The organism is Listeria costaricensis (assembly GCF_900183385.1).
Lineage (GTDB): Bacteria > Bacillota > Bacilli > Lactobacillales > Listeriaceae > Listeria > Listeria costaricensis.
Map to the genome: position 1 here is coordinate 18,177 of NZ_FXUT01000024.1, position 16,528 is coordinate 34,704.

Annotated in this window: 12 protein-coding genes; 11 read left to right on the forward strand and 1 reads right to left on the reverse strand. The window is 46.7% G+C overall.

What is annotated here, in order from left to right:
- The first annotated feature begins 19 nt into the window (after positions 1-19).
- The 9 genes from CS921_RS13725 (at position 20) to CS921_RS13765 (ending at position 13,037) form a co-directional block, all read left to right on the forward strand.
- Positions 20-2,701 (forward strand): alpha-mannosidase, encoded by a 2,682-nt coding sequence (locus CS921_RS13725; RefSeq protein ID WP_099224922.1) that lies wholly within the window; start codon positions 20-22, stop codon positions 2,699-2,701.
- On the forward strand, positions 2,685-3,977 hold the full coding sequence (locus CS921_RS13730; protein ID WP_420843759.1) for a glycoside hydrolase family 125 protein: 1,293 nt from the start codon (positions 2,685-2,687) through the stop codon (positions 3,975-3,977). The genes CS921_RS13725 and CS921_RS13730 overlap by 17 nt, the downstream gene beginning before the upstream one ends.
- Before the next feature lie 77 nt (positions 3,978-4,054).
- Positions 4,055-4,675, forward strand: coding sequence for a YesL family protein (locus CS921_RS13735; RefSeq protein WP_099224858.1), 621 nt, complete (start codon positions 4,055-4,057; stop codon positions 4,673-4,675).
- Between the two features lie 52 nt (positions 4,676-4,727).
- Positions 4,728-6,473: a sensor histidine kinase gene (locus CS921_RS13740; protein ID WP_099224860.1), complete on the forward strand. Its 1,746-nt coding sequence runs from the start codon at positions 4,728-4,730 to the stop codon at positions 6,471-6,473.
- Positions 6,466-7,965: a response regulator transcription factor gene (locus tag CS921_RS13745; protein ID WP_099224862.1), complete on the forward strand. Its 1,500-nt coding sequence runs from the start codon at positions 6,466-6,468 to the stop codon at positions 7,963-7,965. The genes CS921_RS13740 and CS921_RS13745 overlap by 8 nt, the downstream gene beginning before the upstream one ends.
- A gap of 146 nt (positions 7,966-8,111) precedes the next feature.
- Positions 8,112-8,993, forward strand: coding sequence for an ABC transporter permease (locus tag CS921_RS13750; protein ID WP_420843760.1), 882 nt, complete (start codon positions 8,112-8,114; stop codon positions 8,991-8,993).
- Positions 8,994-9,012: 19 nt separating this feature from the next.
- A complete protein-coding gene (locus CS921_RS13755; protein ID WP_099224866.1) occupies positions 9,013-9,993 on the forward strand; it encodes a carbohydrate ABC transporter permease in 981 nt (326 codons plus the stop codon).
- Positions 9,994-10,011: 18 nt separating this feature from the next.
- Positions 10,012-11,472, forward strand: a complete 1,461-nt coding sequence (locus CS921_RS13760; RefSeq protein ID WP_099224868.1) for an ABC transporter substrate-binding protein — start codon at positions 10,012-10,014, stop codon at positions 11,470-11,472.
- Positions 11,473-11,687: 215 nt separating this feature from the next.
- Positions 11,688-13,037 (forward strand): leucine-rich repeat domain-containing protein, encoded by a 1,350-nt coding sequence (locus CS921_RS13765; RefSeq protein WP_099224870.1) that lies wholly within the window; start codon positions 11,688-11,690, stop codon positions 13,035-13,037.
- A gap of 54 nt (positions 13,038-13,091) precedes the next feature.
- Here CS921_RS13765 and CS921_RS13770 read toward each other — a convergent pair whose 3' ends face one another.
- Positions 13,092-14,750 (reverse strand): peptide ABC transporter substrate-binding protein, encoded by a 1,659-nt coding sequence (locus tag CS921_RS13770; protein ID WP_099224872.1) that lies wholly within the window; start codon positions 14,748-14,750, stop codon positions 13,092-13,094.
- 291 nt (positions 14,751-15,041) lie between these two features.
- On the opposite strand from CS921_RS13770, the gene CS921_RS13775 reads away from it, so the two are divergent.
- Both CS921_RS13775 and CS921_RS13780 read left to right on the forward strand, forming a co-directional pair.
- Entirely contained in the window at positions 15,042-15,650 is a 609-nt protein-coding gene (locus CS921_RS13775; protein ID WP_099224874.1) for an ECF transporter S component, read from the forward strand.
- A gap of 69 nt (positions 15,651-15,719) precedes the next feature.
- Entirely contained in the window at positions 15,720-16,478 is a 759-nt protein-coding gene (locus CS921_RS13780; protein ID WP_205527793.1) for an energy-coupling factor transporter transmembrane component T, read from the forward strand.
- The last annotated feature ends 50 nt before the right edge of the window (positions 16,479-16,528 follow it).

The window sequence follows — 16,528 nt, forward strand, 5'->3', positions numbered from 1 at the left end:
TACAGACGGGGGTTTGGAAATGGAGAAAAAACGGAGAACAGCGCATATCGTATCGCACTCACACTGGGATCGCGAATGGTATTTGCCGCTTGAAAGTTTGCGGTTTCGACTTGTAACGCTGATGGATGAGCTGGAGGACCTTTTTGAAAAAGACGCGGGTTTTCAGTATTTTCATATGGATGGACAAATGATCATGTTGGAAGATTATCTGGCGGTACGACCGGAGAAACGGGAGAAAGTGGTCGAGCTGGTCAAGGCGGGGAAACTACGGATTGGACCGTGGTACATGCTGCAAGATGCCTTTTTGACGAGCGGTGAGGCCAATGTCCGCAATCTGCAATACGGGTTGCAACTGGCGAGCCATTACGGAGAGCCGGAAAAAATCGGCTATTTCCCCGATACGTTCGGCTTATACGGCCAGGTGCCGCAGCTCATGAAGCAAGCGGGCTTTGAGACGATCTTTTTCGGACGGGGCGTTAATCCGACCGGCTTCAATAATCAGGTTTTCGACAGTGCCTTTTCGTCGCGGTTTTCGGAGCTGTATTGGCAGAGTCCAGATGGCTCAAGGCTGCCGGCGGTTCTATTCGCCAATTGGTATTCAAACGGCAATGAGATTCCGGTGGACAGCGAGGCGGCCCGCGTGTTTTGGGATAAGAAGTTGGCGGACAGCGAGCGGTTTGCGGCAACGGAACACCTGCTGTTTATGAACGGCTGCGACCACCAGCCCGTGCAGACGGATGTGGCGGCTGCACTTGAGACGGCTCGCGCACTCTATCCGGATATTGAATTTGTTCACAGCAATTTGACGGATTATGCGGAGGCTGTGCGGGATGCTGCTTCCGGCTTGGAGCTTCAGACGGTTCACGGTGAACTCACGAGTCAGAATTCGGACGGCTGGTCAACACTGGCCAATACGGCGTCGTCACGGATGTATTTGAAGCAGGCGAATCACCGCTTGCAGTGGCTTTTGACGCACATGGCCGAACCGCTTTCTGTGCTGGCGGCTGAACGGACGGGCGCGGCCTATCCGCACGACTATCTGGCGTACACGTGGAAGCTGCTCATGGAAAATGGCATTCATGACAGCATCACGGGTTGCAGTCTCGACAGTGTGCACAGTGAGATGGAGACGCGGTTCGTCAAAGTGGAGCAGGCGGCTTCTGCCATCATTGAACGGGCGGCAGGCAAGCTGACAGAACGCATTCAGCCGGAGCAGGACGGCATTCCGCTGACTGTTTTTGCGGCAAGCGGGACAAGTGGCGGTTCGCGGCTGGTGGAGACGGTCATCGAGACGGACCACATTTATTTTGATCAGATGGACTTTCGGGAGATTCCTGACGAGCTGGCGACGCGGCCGGAGCAGACTTTCAGATTGCGGCATGCGGACGGGGAAGAGGTACCTGTTCGTGTGGAGTCGCTGGGGATTCAGTTTGGCTATGATCTGCCGGACCGGAAATTCCGTCATTCCTACTTTGCGCGAAAATATCGCCTGACGTTTGTGGTCGAGAATCTGCCGCAGGTCGGGTATGCCACCTATTATGCGGAGCCGGCGCGTGTGGCGGAAACGCCGGATCAGATGGAGGCAGGGGCTCCTTTCACCCTTGAAAATGAATGGCTCCGGGTGACGGTTGCTGCGGACGGGCGCTATACGATTCTTGACAAGCGAACGGGCGAGCAAGTGGCGGAGCTTGGCGGCTACGAGGATGCGGGCGACATCGGGAATGAATACATGTTTAAGGAAACGGGTGACGAGAAGCGCATAAAAACGGCGGGGCTTCCGGCCGAAATCCGCTTCACGGTAAAAGATGCGGTCAGCCAGTCGATCGAGATTCGGCATCGTATCCGCGTTCCGCTTAGTGCTGACACGGCTTCCCTTGATGAGGAGAAACGCCGCCTTGTCTGGCATCCTGAGCGCGTATCCGGCAGAAGCGGTCTCCTAGTCGAGCAGGAGCTCATCACGACACTCACCCTGTCCGGTGGCCAAAAAGTGCTGAAAGTCGAGACGCATTTGGAGAATCAGGCGGAAGACCACCGGCTGCGAGTGCTGTTCCCAACTGGCGGCCCGACAGATGCCCATTCGGCAGACAGCGTGTTTGAAATCGTCCGGCGGCCCAATCAACCGAGCGACAGTTGGCAAAATCCGTCGAGTGACCAGCGGATGCAGAATTTCGTCCACTGCGGCCAGGTGGCAGTCATCGCGGAGGGCTTGCCGGAATACGAGGTGGCACGTGACGGTTCGGTGATCGAATTGACGCTGTTCCGGGCGGTTTCCGAGATTGGCGACTGGGGGGATTTCCCGGCGCCGGAAGCCCAAACAAAACGGGCGCTCACGTTCACATATTACGTCATGCTGGCGGATGCACCACCTGTCGAGGCGGCCCAGCAAATCCTCGCACCCGTCTACTTGATGCAGCACAGGCGGCCAAAGATTGCCTTGGAACTGCCGGGTCGATTGGAACGGGCTGACTGGGCGACAAGCGGGTCTCTGGTTTTCTCCAGCTTGAAGAAAAACCAGCAGAACGAAACAGTCGTGCGGTTCTACCAGCCAACTGACGAGACGGCGATGATCGAATTTGCCGCGCCGCATGCGAAATCAACTATTTTGGAACGGGAAAAAGGTGAGCGGAACACGGCATTTACGATTCGGCCGTTTGAAATTGTCACATTTATAAAGGAGCAAAATGATGGAAATTCCTACTAGTTTTGAAAAAATCTTTGCGCTGGTGCGGGAGAAGTTCCCCGATCAGCCGAAGCTTCAACGGATGTTTGAAAAATGCTTTGTCAACACCTACACGACGACGCTGCAAAAAACGGCAGACGGGTTGCCATTTGTCATCACAGGTGACATTCCGGCCATGTGGCTGCGGGATTCGAGCAGCCAGATTCGCCCCTATCTGATGGTGGCGGAAAATGATCCCGAGATGGCGGGCGTGATTGCCGGACTTGTCGAGCTACAAACGAAGTGCATCCTGCATGACCCTTATGCGAATGCGTTCAATAAGGAAGCAAGCGGCGCCGGTTTCAGCACGGATAAAACGGAGATGAGCCCACTCGTTTGGGAACGAAAATATGAGATCGATTCGCTGTGCTATCCGGTTCAGCTGGCCTATCTGCTTTGGAAATCAAGCGGGCACACGGATCAGTTCACGCCGGAATTCCAGCAGGCGCTGCACCAGATCCTCGACGTTTGGCATACGGAGCAGCGGCATGAAAATAGCCCGTATTCCTTTGAACGGGAAGGCGTTCGCCAATCGGACACGCTGAATCGGGACGGCAAGGGGACAGAGGTTGCATATACCGGCATGACGTGGAGCGGCTTTCGACCAAGTGATGACGCGTGTATTTACGGCTATCTAGTGCCTGCCAATATGTTTGCCGCGGTCGTGACAGACTATATGACAGAAATCGGTCAGAATTTCTATCCGGAAGATGAGGCGCTTCGACAAAAGGCGATTCGTTTGGGAAGTGAGATTAGGACGGGGATCGAGCTGTTCGGTAAAAGTAATCACCCATACCATGGTGAAATTTATGCCTACGAGGCGGATGGAACCGGGCGGCAGCTGTTCATGGATGATGCCAATGTGCCGAGTCTTCTTGCCGCGCCATATCTAGGCTTCTGCCCGCCAGATGATGCCACTTACCTCGCGACCCGTGAATTTCTTCTAAGCCGCTACAATCCGTACTTTGTGGAAGGAAGCATCCTTCGCGGCATCGGCAGCCCGCATACACCAGATCATTTTGTCTGGCCGATCGCCCTGTCGATTCAAGGACTCACAGCCACGTCGGCAAAAGAAAAACAACGCATCCTTGAAATGCTGCTTGCTTCAGATGGCGACACGGATTACATGCATGAAGGTGTGAATGCGAGCGATCCGACTGACTTCACAAGGGACTGGTTTGCATGGAGCAACGCCATGTTCAGCGAATTTATTTTAAGCATGTGCGGGAAGCGCGTCAAAGGCAGCCCGCTCGAATAAAACTGTTGGCGTTTGGCCGGTTTTTGACATGAAACTGGTCAAGCGCTCTATCCATTTTTTAGAAAGAAGGGAAAATCATGCAATGGGTCGATAAATTTTCAATCATCAGCGACTGGATCATTCGGATCGTCTGGACAAATATCATTTGGGTCGTGCTCACACTGATGGGGGGGATCGTTCTGGGCTTCATGCCGGCAACAGTCGCGCTGTTCACGGTGACGCGAAAATGGGCACGCGGCGATCTGGACGCACCCATCTGGCGGCTGGCGTTCCAAACTTACAAGCAGGTCTTCTGGTCGGCGAATCTGGCCGGGTTGATCTTCCTAGGCCTGACCGCCTTTTTGTATATGGATTTGCGGATCGTTTTCAGCTTGATGAACGGTATTCTCTCTACCATGCTCTATTTCTTCCTGATGTTTCTGCTTTTTGTGACGCTACTCTCCTGGCTGCAATATTTCGCCGTGTTTACGCATTTCAAAATGAAAGGGGCGCTTCAATATGTGGTGCAAGCCTTTCTATTTGTTTTTACCAGCCTGAAAACCACACTGCTTGTGCTTGTCGGACTGCTTTTGATCGGCTGGCTTTTCAGTAAGGTGCCCGCATTCATTCTGTTTGCATCTGGGACTTTTCCGGCCTATTGGATCATGAAGGTCGACCTGCCGCGCTTCAAAAAAATCGAACAGCAAATTTCCTCTTAATATTACCTACTGTTCTATGCGATAATCAAAGCAGGAAAAGGGGGAACAGGAGATGAAAAAAGGAAAGTCTCGAAAGCGCATCTTTAAGAAGATGATGCTCATTTTTTCGCTGACAAGTTTGTTTACGGTTTGCCTGTTACTGTTTTTTATTTATCGCTATTACAACAGTATCGAGCTGGAAAGCGAGATGCGCGACACGGCCAACATATCGAACGAACAATTGAAGGCGCTTTCTTCCAAAGAACAATCTTTGCTGAATCTGACACATGACATATACAAAAACAGCGATCTGATGCAGGACGTTCAAATCGCGATGACTAATGACTACAGCAGCTACATTGCGCAGAATATCGACAACTATTTTGAAAGTAAAGGGTTTTACACGGTGGACATGCAGACCTATTTCCAGTCGTATTTTTCGTATGATGAACACGTGATCGCACTGCAGATGATCTCGCAAGACGGCAAGTACAGCTATGCATTCCCGACGAATCACGGAAAATGGACGAAACTGACCGCTGATTATAAGAAAAATGAGCTGGAAGCCGTGGCGGCCAAGACGAAGGATTTCGGCCGAATTGGCGATACAATCTTAGTGCGTCAGAATGTCAACGATCCCGCGACGCTGGAACCGATTGGCTTTCTAGTGCTGTATGTGGACGCTAGTTTTTTGGATGATTTTATTAAGAAGGACTATCAGGATGGCATTTTTACAGTTGAAAATCGAAGCGGCACAACGCTGTACAGCAACCAGGCGATTGCCAAAACGGAGGATAATAGCAAAACGAGCGGTCCAGTTCGGATCGATCATAAGAAATACTATTTGTCACATAATGTCGACACGGTGACAGGGCTAAAGAGTACCGCCTATCTGAGCGCCCGTCACGAAGGGGAGGTTCCCTACGTCGAAATGATGCTTTTCGGCATTGGTTTTCTGCTGGTTGTGTTTTCGATTGGGATCAACTATGTGATTTCCAACCGCTATTCAAAACGCATTAACGCGATTATCGGCGGAATGGACCGCGTTGAAAAGGGGGAACTTGATGCCAAGCTGGAACTTGACCGCTACAATGATGAGCTGACAGAAATCAGCGAGCGGTTCAATCATATGACGGAAAATCTGGATGAATACATCAAGAAAGTATATGCGCTTGAGATTGAGGAGCAGAAGGCACAGCTGAAGGCACTCCAAGTACAGGTGCAGCCGCATTTTCTTTATAACTCACTTGAAGCCATCCGCATGAATGCCCGGATTGAAAATGCCAAAATTACAAGTAAAATGATTTACCAGCTGGCGACCCTGCTACGCTATACGGCGAATCATCGAGAGATTACGACACTTTCCGCCGAGCTTAATTACGTGGAACAGTATTTGCGATTTATGGAACTGCGCTATGAACAAACCATTGATTTTTCCGTGAAAGTCGAGAAAAAATGGCTCAACACGGCTTTTCCAAAATTTGGACTGCAGCCGCTGATCGAAAATTTCTTTAAATACGGGCGCTCGGAAACCCGGCAGCCAGAGATTGACGTGCAGATTGCAGAAGTAGGGGACGATTTGGAAGTCATCGTGCGGGACAACGGGCGAGGCATGTCGACTGGGAAGTTGCAGGAAGTCCGGCGAGCGGTTTTGGAGCATGCAGAAAATGGTCATATCGGACTGGCAAATTTGAATAAGCGATTGGAACTTTTATACGGCAGCTCGTACGGCATCACGATCGACAGTCAGGAACACCAGGGAACGGAAGTCCGCTTTAGAATACCGAAGAAGACGAGAGGGGAAGAAGAACATGCTTAAAATATTGCTTGTAGATGATGAACCATTGATTTTAAAAGGACTTGAACACATTATTCCGGATCTGCTTCCCACAGCCCAAATTATTGGCAAAGCCCCGAATGGCCGTTTTGCATTGGAAAATTATGCCGATATGCAGGTGGACGTACTGATCACCGATATCAAGATGCCAGAAATGGATGGACTCGAACTGATCGCCGAATGGCAGAAAGTCCAGCCGCAAACCAAAATGATCGTCCTTTCCGGCTTTGAAGAATTTCAATTTATCAAGCAGGGTCTGGCACTTGGCATTGAAAATTACCTACTGAAGCCGCTCAACGAAGAGGAATTAAAAGAAACGCTGACACAGATCGGCGAGAAGATCGAGAAGCAGCATGCCGGTTTTGAAGAAGAGGCCTATTTCATCCTGCGTGACAATACCGTGTGGCGCTGGCTGGAAGGGCGAATCGACGAAACGGAATGGCTGGAACGAATGGAGCTCTATCAGATGGCCTTTTTGGAGGAGACCGAAAGCGTACTGGCGCTCATAGAACGGACTGCCAACTTGTCGAGCGACAAATGGAAGAACCTGGAACGAAAGCTTCGGCAAAAGTATCCACTAATGCTGGTCAATCCGGAAGGCCAGATGCTTGTAGGTGTCCGCCGCAACACGCACCTGCCGACCGAACTTTTGGCCCTGTATGAGCAAATTGGCGAGACGCTCGACCATTCGGACTTTTACCTGTTCCTCAGCGAGCCGGTCACAAACGAAAAACATTTCCCAGCAGCCCTGCGACAAATTCAGCGCCTGCTACCTGAACGCCTAATCCAAAAGCCGGGCAGCCTGATCTCCCTGCAAAAAAGAACCAAACAAACCTGGCGGCCAAAGCGCAAACAGCACCAGATTGCCAAGCTGCTCTTGCTTGAAGACGACTCCGAAATGAAGGAGTGGATCCATGCCTTCTTTGCCGAGTGGCGCGACCATCTGCCGGAAAGTGACCCACATCAAATCCTGCACATCCTAAACGAGCTGGTCCTGATGATGGCCGAAAGCGACCCCAAGGAACTGGCCGAATCGATGCGCCTCCTAGCCGAACAAAAAACGATTCACGGCCTTGAGCAGGCGGTCCTGACGATCACCCTGCGCTACAACCAGCGGAAAAAGGAAGAAACCAGCGGGAGCAGTCCGATCATTCAGAAGGTCGTTTCTTATGTAGCGGAACATTTTGCCGAAGGAATGTCTCTGAAGACACTGGGAAACGACTTTCACATCAATGCGGTGTATTTGGGGCAGCTTTTCCAGAAAGAAAAAGGCGAGCACTTCACGGATTATCTGAATCGCTACCGGATTAATTTTGCCAAGGAGCAGCTGGTTCAGACGGAGGCTCCTCTCAAAGTTATTGCCGAACATTCCGGCTACACGGATATGGCCTATTTCTATCGGCAATTTAAAAAATATACGGGCAAAACGCCGAATCAATTTCGCAAGGCTTGGCAGAATTCACATACTTTCTAATATTTGTCTATAAATCTAAACATCCGCAACTATTCGAGCGCGGCCAAACACAGTAAACTTAAAGTGTTGAAAGTGCTTACAAAAAAGGGGTGGATGGATTGAAGAAGTTTTTACAAAAAGTAAATCGCAATAAGATCTGGCTATTCATGGCGCTTCCGGGGGTGATCTGGTTTCTGCTCTTTTCGTACCTTCCGATGTTCGGGATGGTTATCGCGTTTAAAGATTATCGAATCGACGGAAATGGTTTCTTTTCCAGCATTATGAATAGTGAATGGGTGGGGCTTGAGAATTTCAAATTCCTGTTCCAGACAGATGATGCGTTTATTATCACGCGGAACACCGTACTGTATAACCTCGTGTTTATCATTGTCGGTTTACTGCTTGGTGTGGCGCTTGCAATTGTTTTCAACAACATTTTGAACAAAAAAATGGCGAAATTTTATCAGACGGGCATGCTTTTCCCGTACTTCCTTTCGTGGGTTGTGGTCAGCTACTTCCTGTACAGCTTCCTGAGCGAGGATCACGGCCTGGTCAACAATCTACTAGTTTCATTCGGGCATGATCCAATCTCCTGGTATACAGACCCGCAGTACTGGCCGTACATCCTAATCGGCATGAACATTTGGAAAGGGCTGGGCTACGGCAGTATCGTCTATCTGGCTGCAATCGCCGGCATTGACCGGACGTATTACGAGGCCGCGATGATCGACGGCGCCAGCAAATGGCAGCAGATTCGTCACGTGACGATTCCCGCACTAACGCCGCTAATGGTCATCTTGACGATTTTGAATATCGGAAAAATTTTCAACTCGGATTTTGGTTTGTTCTATCAGCTTCCGCGCAACTCCGGACCGCTGTATCCCGTCACGGACGTTATCGACACCTACGTTTATCGAGGTCTGACATCGCTCGGGGATATTAGCATGAGTGCTGCAGCCGGCTTCTATCAGTCGCTTGTAGGCTTCATTCTGGTTCTTTTAACGAACTACATCGTGAAAAAAATCGATCCGGAATATGCACTATTTTAATTAAAAGGAGGCGGAAAACATGGCAGAACCTATTGAAATGGCAGAAGAGATCGCACAAGTCCGCGGCGATGTAAAACCGCCGAAGAAAATCAAAAATCAATCAAAGGATCGTGACATGCTAGGCTTCGGGCCAAAAATGAATGTCGCAATGAACATCCTACTCGGCTTTCTGGCTATCATCTGCATATTTCCATTTATTTATATCATTATCATCTCTTTTTCCAGTGAAGCATCGATCGCAACAGAAGGCTTTCGACTGATTCCAAAAGAGTGGAGCACAGAAGCCTATGAATATCTGTGGAAAATGAAAGGGCAACTGCTGCAATCATACGGCATCACCATTATTGTCACTGTACTTGGAACCGTGATGAGTGTCGCCATGATCTCGCTATATGCCTATGCGATTTCCCGACCGCAGTTTGCCTATCGTCGGCAGTTCACCTTTATCGCATTTTTCACCATGCTATTTAGCGGTGGTATGGTGCCAGCCTACATCGTAATGACACAATTCCTACATTTGCGCGATACGATTTGGGCACTAATCCTGCCGCTTGCAATGAATGCATTTTACATTATGATCATGCGGACCTTCTTCATCCGGTCGATCCCAGAGCCGATCCTTGAAGCCGCAAGAATTGAAGGAGCCGGCGAACTGCGTATATTCCTGCGCATCGTCCTCCCGCTTTCGCTGCCGGGGCTGGCAACGATCGCACTGTTTTCAACGCTCGGCTATTGGAATGACTGGTTCCAGGCATCACTTTACATCGATAATCCAAATCTCGTCCCGCTGCAGTCACTCTTGATGAAAATCGAGAACAATCTTGAATTCATGCGGCAAAACTCAGAGATCGCTTATTCAAGCGGGGCACTCAACTCGATTCCGCAGGACGGAGCAAAAATGGCAATGGTCGTCATTTCCACCTTACCGATTGCCATCACCTATCCGTTCTTCCAAAAATATTTTATCAGTGGACTAACGATTGGCGGAGTAAAAGAATAAAAAAACGGAGGGGTATTAATGAAAAAGAAGCTTGCTTTAGGCTTAGGTTTACTGGGAGTAGCACTAACTCTAGGCGCATGCGGCAGTGATGACAAAGCATCCAGCGATGAGGTGCCAACACTGAAATGGTACATGATCGGTACACCGCAAAAAGATACCGATAAAGTTATGAAAGAAGTCAACAAATACACAGAGAAAAAAATTGGCGTCAAAGTCGACATGGTGCAAGTGGACTGGGGTGACTATGGCAAACGGATGCAAACAGTTATCAATTCAGGCGAAGCGTTCGACATTTGTTACACGGCTGCAGGGGAGTATGTAACTTACGCGCAAAAGGGTGCGTTCCAGCCGCTTGACAAGTATCTGGATAAAGAAGGCAAGGAAATGAAAGAAGCGCTCAACCCGGTTCTTTGGGATGGCGCAACTGTTGACGGCGAAATTTATGGCGTACCGTCGAATAAAGAAATTGGCGAGCAGCAAGTCTATGTATTCAATGAGGACCTTGTGAAAAAATACAACATGGACGTCAGCAAAGTCAAAAGCTTTGAAGACCTCGAACCACTATTAAAAACGATTAAAGAAAATGAGCCAAGCATCACACCAATCGGCGGAAACAAAGACTTCAAACCGGCGTTCAACTATGACTTCCTAATCGATAATGCCGTTCCGCTTCCATTCAGTGTCAGCCAAACAGAAGAAAACGGCAAGATCGTGAATTTCTATGATCAAAAAGATTCGATGGAAACATTGCGGACGCTGCACAGTTACTATCAAGCGGGCTACATGGACAAAGACATTGCGACATCGACAGATCCGTGGTCTTATGATAAAGAAAACTGGTTCGTACGGATCGAAAAATACCAACCATGTGCAGAAAACGTATGGAACAAAAATACGGGCGGCAAATACACCGTTGTCACACAACCAATCAACGAAGTACCAATCATTAAAAACAGTTCAGTAACAGGCGCAATCCAAGCCGTTTCCGTTACAAGTAAGCATCCAGAAGAAGCCGTGAAATTCCTGAATCTGCTGAATACAGACGAATATCTGCGCAACTTGGTGGATAAAGGAATCGAAGGCACACACTATAAAGAGCTAGAAGATGGCAAAATTGAAGACCTGCCAGCACGTGTTGAAAATTACAGCATGCCGACTTATGCATTAGGCAACCACTTCATCTTGAAACTTTATGAAGACGAGCCGAATGACAAATGGGAACAATTCAAGCAGTTCAACAAAGAATCCGTCGCATCACCGGGACTTGGCTTCTACTTTGATCCAAAAGAGGTCAGAACCGAAATCGCCTCGATTACGAATGTATGTAATGAATTTGCCCCGGCACTGTTGACCGGAACCGTAGACCCTGACGAATACATGCCAAAATTCAAGAAAAAATTGGACGACGCAGGCATGGACAAAGTCATGAAAGAAATGCAGGATCAGTATGACGCTTATCTTGCGAAGAAAACGAAATAGGTAAGAGATAGAGAGTCGGACATAAAGAAGTTTCGACCAGATAACTAAAAAATAAGAGAGCTGAAAATCAAGCGATAGAACCGTTTTAAAAAGCGGATATTGCTGGATTCTTGGCTCTTTTTAATTATGTCTCAGTCTTTTTTGTTCAAATATGAGGCTTCTTAGTTAAGCATCAAGTCTTTTTGCTATTTTAAAAGAAAAGGAGGTTGCTTGTGATGAAAAAAATATGGTTACTTGGTTTTATTATATTTGGCTTTTTGAGTCTGCAAAATCTGATAAGTACTCCAGTGCAGGCGGATGAGGTAGGAGATTTATATCCTTTACCTGCTCCAATTATTGAAGTATTTCCAGATGAAGCATTAGCAGAGAATATGGTGACAATTCTTCATAAAACTTCGGTAAATGATGTAATCACTCAAGAGGATCTAGATGCTGTCGATACGTTGGTATTTAGTAATACGGGTATTACAAATGAATCGATGGGCTTACTCAGCAGAGCTGAATTTAACAATGTTACGATGGTATATCTACATGACTGGGGCTCTGGATTCAATACATTTCCAGATGTTCCAACAATCCCACATTTACAACAACTTATTTTTGATGAAAATATGAATCGACTGCCGCGTCAATCCGGTTTATTGGATTATCAAAACTATCCTGAATTACAGATTATTAATACCAATATGAATGAACTAGCTACGGAAGTACCAGATTTTTCAAACACACCTGCTTTAAGCCAGTTACTTCTTGAAGCTGGAAATCTTACTTCTATTCCTGATTTTTCTCATATCCCTCAACTCATTTATTTAGATTTGGGTGGAAATCATCTTTCGGAGGTGCCAGATTTTAAAAACCTTCCTATGCTGGATGAATTATACTTAGGCGGGAACAATTTAACAAAAATTCCTGATTTTAGTAATACGTCATTGCTTGAGTTACTGGATATTAGTGACAATGAAATCGATACTTTACCAGATTTTAGTCAGCTTCCCGATTTGCGGAATTTATATGTTCAAGGAAACATTTTAACCGAGCTTCCTGATTTTTCGAACACTCCAGCTCTTCAAATTTTAAAAGCTGGATACAATAATATTGCTTATGTACCAAACTTTGATTTACCTGCACTTATAGAGTTAGATTTAACAGATAACAATCTTACAGGGACGATGACAGATTTAACAAAATTACCGAGCATTTACGAGGTGATTTTGGATTATAATGCTTTATTGGAATTCCCACAGTCTGTTTTACCAGAAATTTCTTGCGATAATCAGCATGGAACTATACCATCTCAAGTAATTGCGCAAGGAGATCAGGCCATTGTTGACTTGCCGGTTTATTTTCAATTAGAATCTATAGGAAAACTCTTTGGTAATTTGGCGTTACAGCCATTAAGCGGGGGGCCTGCAATCACTGTTGAAGCAGATGATGTCAATCAAAAATTAATCCTTGATACAAAAACACTGGCACCGGGGAATTATAAGTACGATATCGTCTTTAATTATGAGCCTGCTCCAATAGGTGGAGAATATTCATATGATTTCTCATTTACTGTTGAATGATTAATCGAAAAGCGAAGAACCAACCATNNATGGTTGGTTCTTCGCTTTTTTCATTCATTTCACCTTCACAAATTTAAAACTATAAGGCGAGCCAAACGAGTGCTTGACGATGCCGGTTACGTTTGGGTTTTGTAGGACGGCTGTCTGGTGCTGGTAAAGTGGGACAATCGCGGCATCTTCGTCGAGCAGGACTTTTTCTGAGTCAACGAAGGCCTGATAGCGTGCCGCTGGATCGGTGGCCAGTGTCGTGTCGGTCGATTTTACCAGTTCGTCATATTTCGCACTATTGTAGCTCATGCTGTTATTGTAGTAATCGGACAGGAAGAGGCTGCTGTACGTCCACGGGTCTTTAAAGTCGGGCATCCAGGCGCCGAGGGACATGTCATAGTTGCTTTCACGGGTGAACTCGGTCGCTGTTTTGGCCGGGATGGTCTTGACGTTGATGGTGAGACCGGGCAGAGTCGTCTCCCACTCATTTTTCAAGAAGGCGAAGAGCGTTTTGGTCACATCCTGATCATCGCCAAGTAGCTCAAGGGTGATGTTGTCCGTACCCAGTTCTTGTTTCGCCTGATCAAAGTATTTTTGCGCTTCTTTTTTATCATAAACTAAATGGTCGCCACTGTCAGAACGGAAATCAGCGCCAGTTTCTGGATTTTGGGCAAAGTCCTTAGGAATCCAGCCGTTTGCCGGGAAGGAACCGTCGCCGAGAATCTCTTTGGTCAGTGTTTCTTTATTGATCGACAGGTTGATGGCATGGCGCAGCGCATTGTTCGCAAGCGGGGTCTCTTTGCCGTCTCGTTTTTGATTCAGACGCAGGTAGCTGATCATCGAATCCTTTTCTGTCTGGAAATCATCGCGATCCTTATACTGCTTGGCATATTCGCCGGAAAGTGGAGCGCGGTCAGCGGCCTTTGTTTCAAATAGGTTGACGCCGGCATTGATGTCTTTGGAAACGTCCACTTTGATTTGGTCGACATGGACATTGTCCTTATCCCAGTAATGATCGTTTTTCGCATAGGTCCAAGTTTTGCCAGTGCCGCCTTTCCATTCCTTCATCACAAATGGTCCGTTATACAGCGTGTGTTCTGCGTCGGTTCCGTATTTATCGCCCTGTTTTTTCACGAAAGCTTCTTTTTGCGGAAAGAAAGTTTCAAAAGAAAGCAGTGAAATGAAATAAGGAACCGGTTTTTTTAGGTCAATTTTAAGCGTCTCTTTGTCGAGCGCAGTCACGCCGAGATCTGTTGTCGGAAGCTTGCCGTCATTGATTTCCTCAGCATTTTTGATGGAATCCTTGAAAAGTGCTGAATAGCCGGGTGCGGTTTTAGGATCGACTGCGCGGCGCCACGCATAGACGAAATCATCCGCAGTGACCTGCGAACCGTCCGACCACTTGGCTTCTGGACGCAGATGAATCGTATAGGTTTTTTGGTCGTCGCTGATTTCTGGCATTTCTTTTGCAACGGCGGGAACGAATTCATCTTTTTCATTTAGTCCATATAAGCCTTCAAAAACTTGATTTTGTGCTGTAAAACTGGCAAAGTCTTCCTCTGCCGTTGTATTTAGTGTTAAAAGTTCACTAGTTTCAAGAAAATTTACTTGTTTTGCTTTATTTTTACTGGCATCTTGATCGCTATTATTGCCGCATGCTGCCAGAACCATTGAAAGTAGTAGTGTTGTTAATAGAAAAAAGCCCCATTTTTTTGCTTGCTGCATTGCGAATCCTCCCTTTTTTAGCAATCTTAGAGTTAATTATAAGTATTCCGACAAGATAAGTCAACATTATAGTTTCGGGTGTGAAGAAAGTATTTTTAGTGAATTTTTTAAATACTATTGACTAGTTAAACGTTTAATGATAATATTCATAAGTGAAGAATGCGCTTTCTTTTTTGCAGTGTTTTAATTAAACGTTTAACTTAATAAAGATTGCAAATGAGAAGCCCATAATAAATAGGATACCACCTTCTGCGTTTGACAGAATATCTTTTGAAAATAGGAGCGATTAGGATGGAAAACAAAGCTTTGAAACCGTTTTTAATAAAGCGAATGACAACAAAGTCGCTGGTTTTGATTCCCATTGCGGTCGGCATCAATTTGATCGGAGGGACGTTGTGCTCGACGCTGAAGCTGCCTCTTTTTTTAGATATGATCGGGACGATTTTAATTGCTTGTTTGTCAGGTCCCTGGACGGCGGCACTTTGCGGTCTGATTACCAATCTGTTTTTAGCGATCGTGGCGAATCCGGTTTACCTGCCGTATGCAATTGTAAGCGTTCTATGTGGACTGGTTACAGGCTATCTGGTTAAATTCGGCCTGTTCAAGAACTGGTGGGGAGCGGTCATCATTTGGCTGGCTTGCACATTGACGAATACGATTGTAGCATCCTTGATCACCATTTTTGTCTATGGCGGGGCAACGGGCATCAATACCAGTTCGCTCGCCACGGTGGCTTTAATAGCTGCTACAAGGGAAATTGTTCTTTCAGTATTTTCCGTATCAATGATTGAAAATTTATTTGACAAAGGCATTGTGTTTTTAATTGCTTATTCTCTGTACAAAAAAATTCCCAAACGATTTATTTCACAATATGCGCCACTTGATTCAAATGAAGTTTGATAAGGTGACGGTGGTACTTATCCCTCTAAAATCGAACCTTGAATATTGGTGAAAGGAATGAGCGTGCAAATGGAGAGGGTTGCTAAAGGAATCATTAATTTGAATCCGCTTACGAAATTATTGGCTGTTCTAGTTTTAGGTGTTATCTCGCTGATGTTTCCAAGTCCATGGTTGGGTTTTGGCATTTTACTAGCTTTAATGATTATGGCGATGATTGTGAAACTTTCGGCTGTATTTTATAAATTGATATTCGGTTTTGGGATTCCGCTGACTTTGATGCTTGTTTTTATTCAAGGATTCTACAGCACCAAGAACAAGACGGTTCTTCTGGATTTGGGATTTGCTCAATTGGGGCTGGAAGGAACCATGTATGCGCTCAAATTAGTCAGCGCCTTGTTAGTCTTTGTAGCGGCGTTTTTTCTTATGAACCAAACGACTAAAACATCGAAATTGGTTGCCGCACTTATTGAAAGCGGATTAAATGCGAAAATCGGCTATCTGGTGCTGGCCAGTTTAAACGTGGTGCCTCAAATGAACCGCAGAATGAAGAGTATCAAAGAAGCACAAGAATCTCGCGGAGTTAGTCTTGCGGGAAATATTATTCACCGGTTTAAGACTTTTCTTCCACTGATCGGGCCAGTCATTTTGAGTTCGCTTATCGATGCGCAAGAACGTGGAATGGCGCTAGAGACAAGAGGGTTCGGCCTCAAAGATGTAAAAGTGACTTCGTTGACACAGGTAGAGACGACCATGCTGGATTATGCTATCCGAATCATTTTACTCGGGGCTTTTATCGGGGTAGCGTTATTTGCTTTATTTGGCACTTAGTGTCCGCAAGCTTGTTGCAGTCTAACTTTTTGTAGGGAGGAAGGTGAAGC

What these genes read in the sequence shown, in the direction of transcription:
- CS921_RS13765 (WP_099224870.1), top strand. Translation starts at nt 11,688, where the DNA reads ATGAAAAAAATATGGTTACTTGGTTTTATTATATTTGGCTTTTTGAGT.
- CS921_RS13725 (WP_099224922.1), top strand. Translation starts at nt 20, where the DNA reads ATGGAGAAAAAACGGAGAACAGCGCATATCGTATCGCACTCACACTGG.
- CS921_RS13770 (WP_099224872.1), bottom strand. Translation starts at nt 14,750, where the DNA reads ATGCAGCAAGCAAAAAAATGGGGCTTTTTTCTATTAACAACACTACTA.
- CS921_RS13745 (WP_099224862.1), top strand. Translation starts at nt 6,466, where the DNA reads ATGCTTAAAATATTGCTTGTAGATGATGAACCATTGATTTTAAAAGGA.
- CS921_RS13760 (WP_099224868.1), top strand. Translation starts at nt 10,012, where the DNA reads ATGAAAAAGAAGCTTGCTTTAGGCTTAGGTTTACTGGGAGTAGCACTA.
- CS921_RS13755 (WP_099224866.1), top strand. Translation starts at nt 9,013, where the DNA reads ATGGCAGAACCTATTGAAATGGCAGAAGAGATCGCACAAGTCCGCGGC.
- CS921_RS13780 (WP_205527793.1), top strand. Translation starts at nt 15,720, where the DNA reads ATGGAGAGGGTTGCTAAAGGAATCATTAATTTGAATCCGCTTACGAAA.
- CS921_RS13775 (WP_099224874.1), top strand. Translation starts at nt 15,042, where the DNA reads ATGGAAAACAAAGCTTTGAAACCGTTTTTAATAAAGCGAATGACAACA.
- CS921_RS13730 (WP_420843759.1), top strand. Translation starts at nt 2,685, where the DNA reads ATGGAAATTCCTACTAGTTTTGAAAAAATCTTTGCGCTGGTGCGGGAG.
- CS921_RS13750 (WP_420843760.1), top strand. Translation starts at nt 8,112, where the DNA reads ATGGCGCTTCCGGGGGTGATCTGGTTTCTGCTCTTTTCGTACCTTCCG.
- CS921_RS13735 (WP_099224858.1), top strand. Translation starts at nt 4,055, where the DNA reads ATGCAATGGGTCGATAAATTTTCAATCATCAGCGACTGGATCATTCGG.
- CS921_RS13740 (WP_099224860.1), top strand. Translation starts at nt 4,728, where the DNA reads ATGAAAAAAGGAAAGTCTCGAAAGCGCATCTTTAAGAAGATGATGCTC.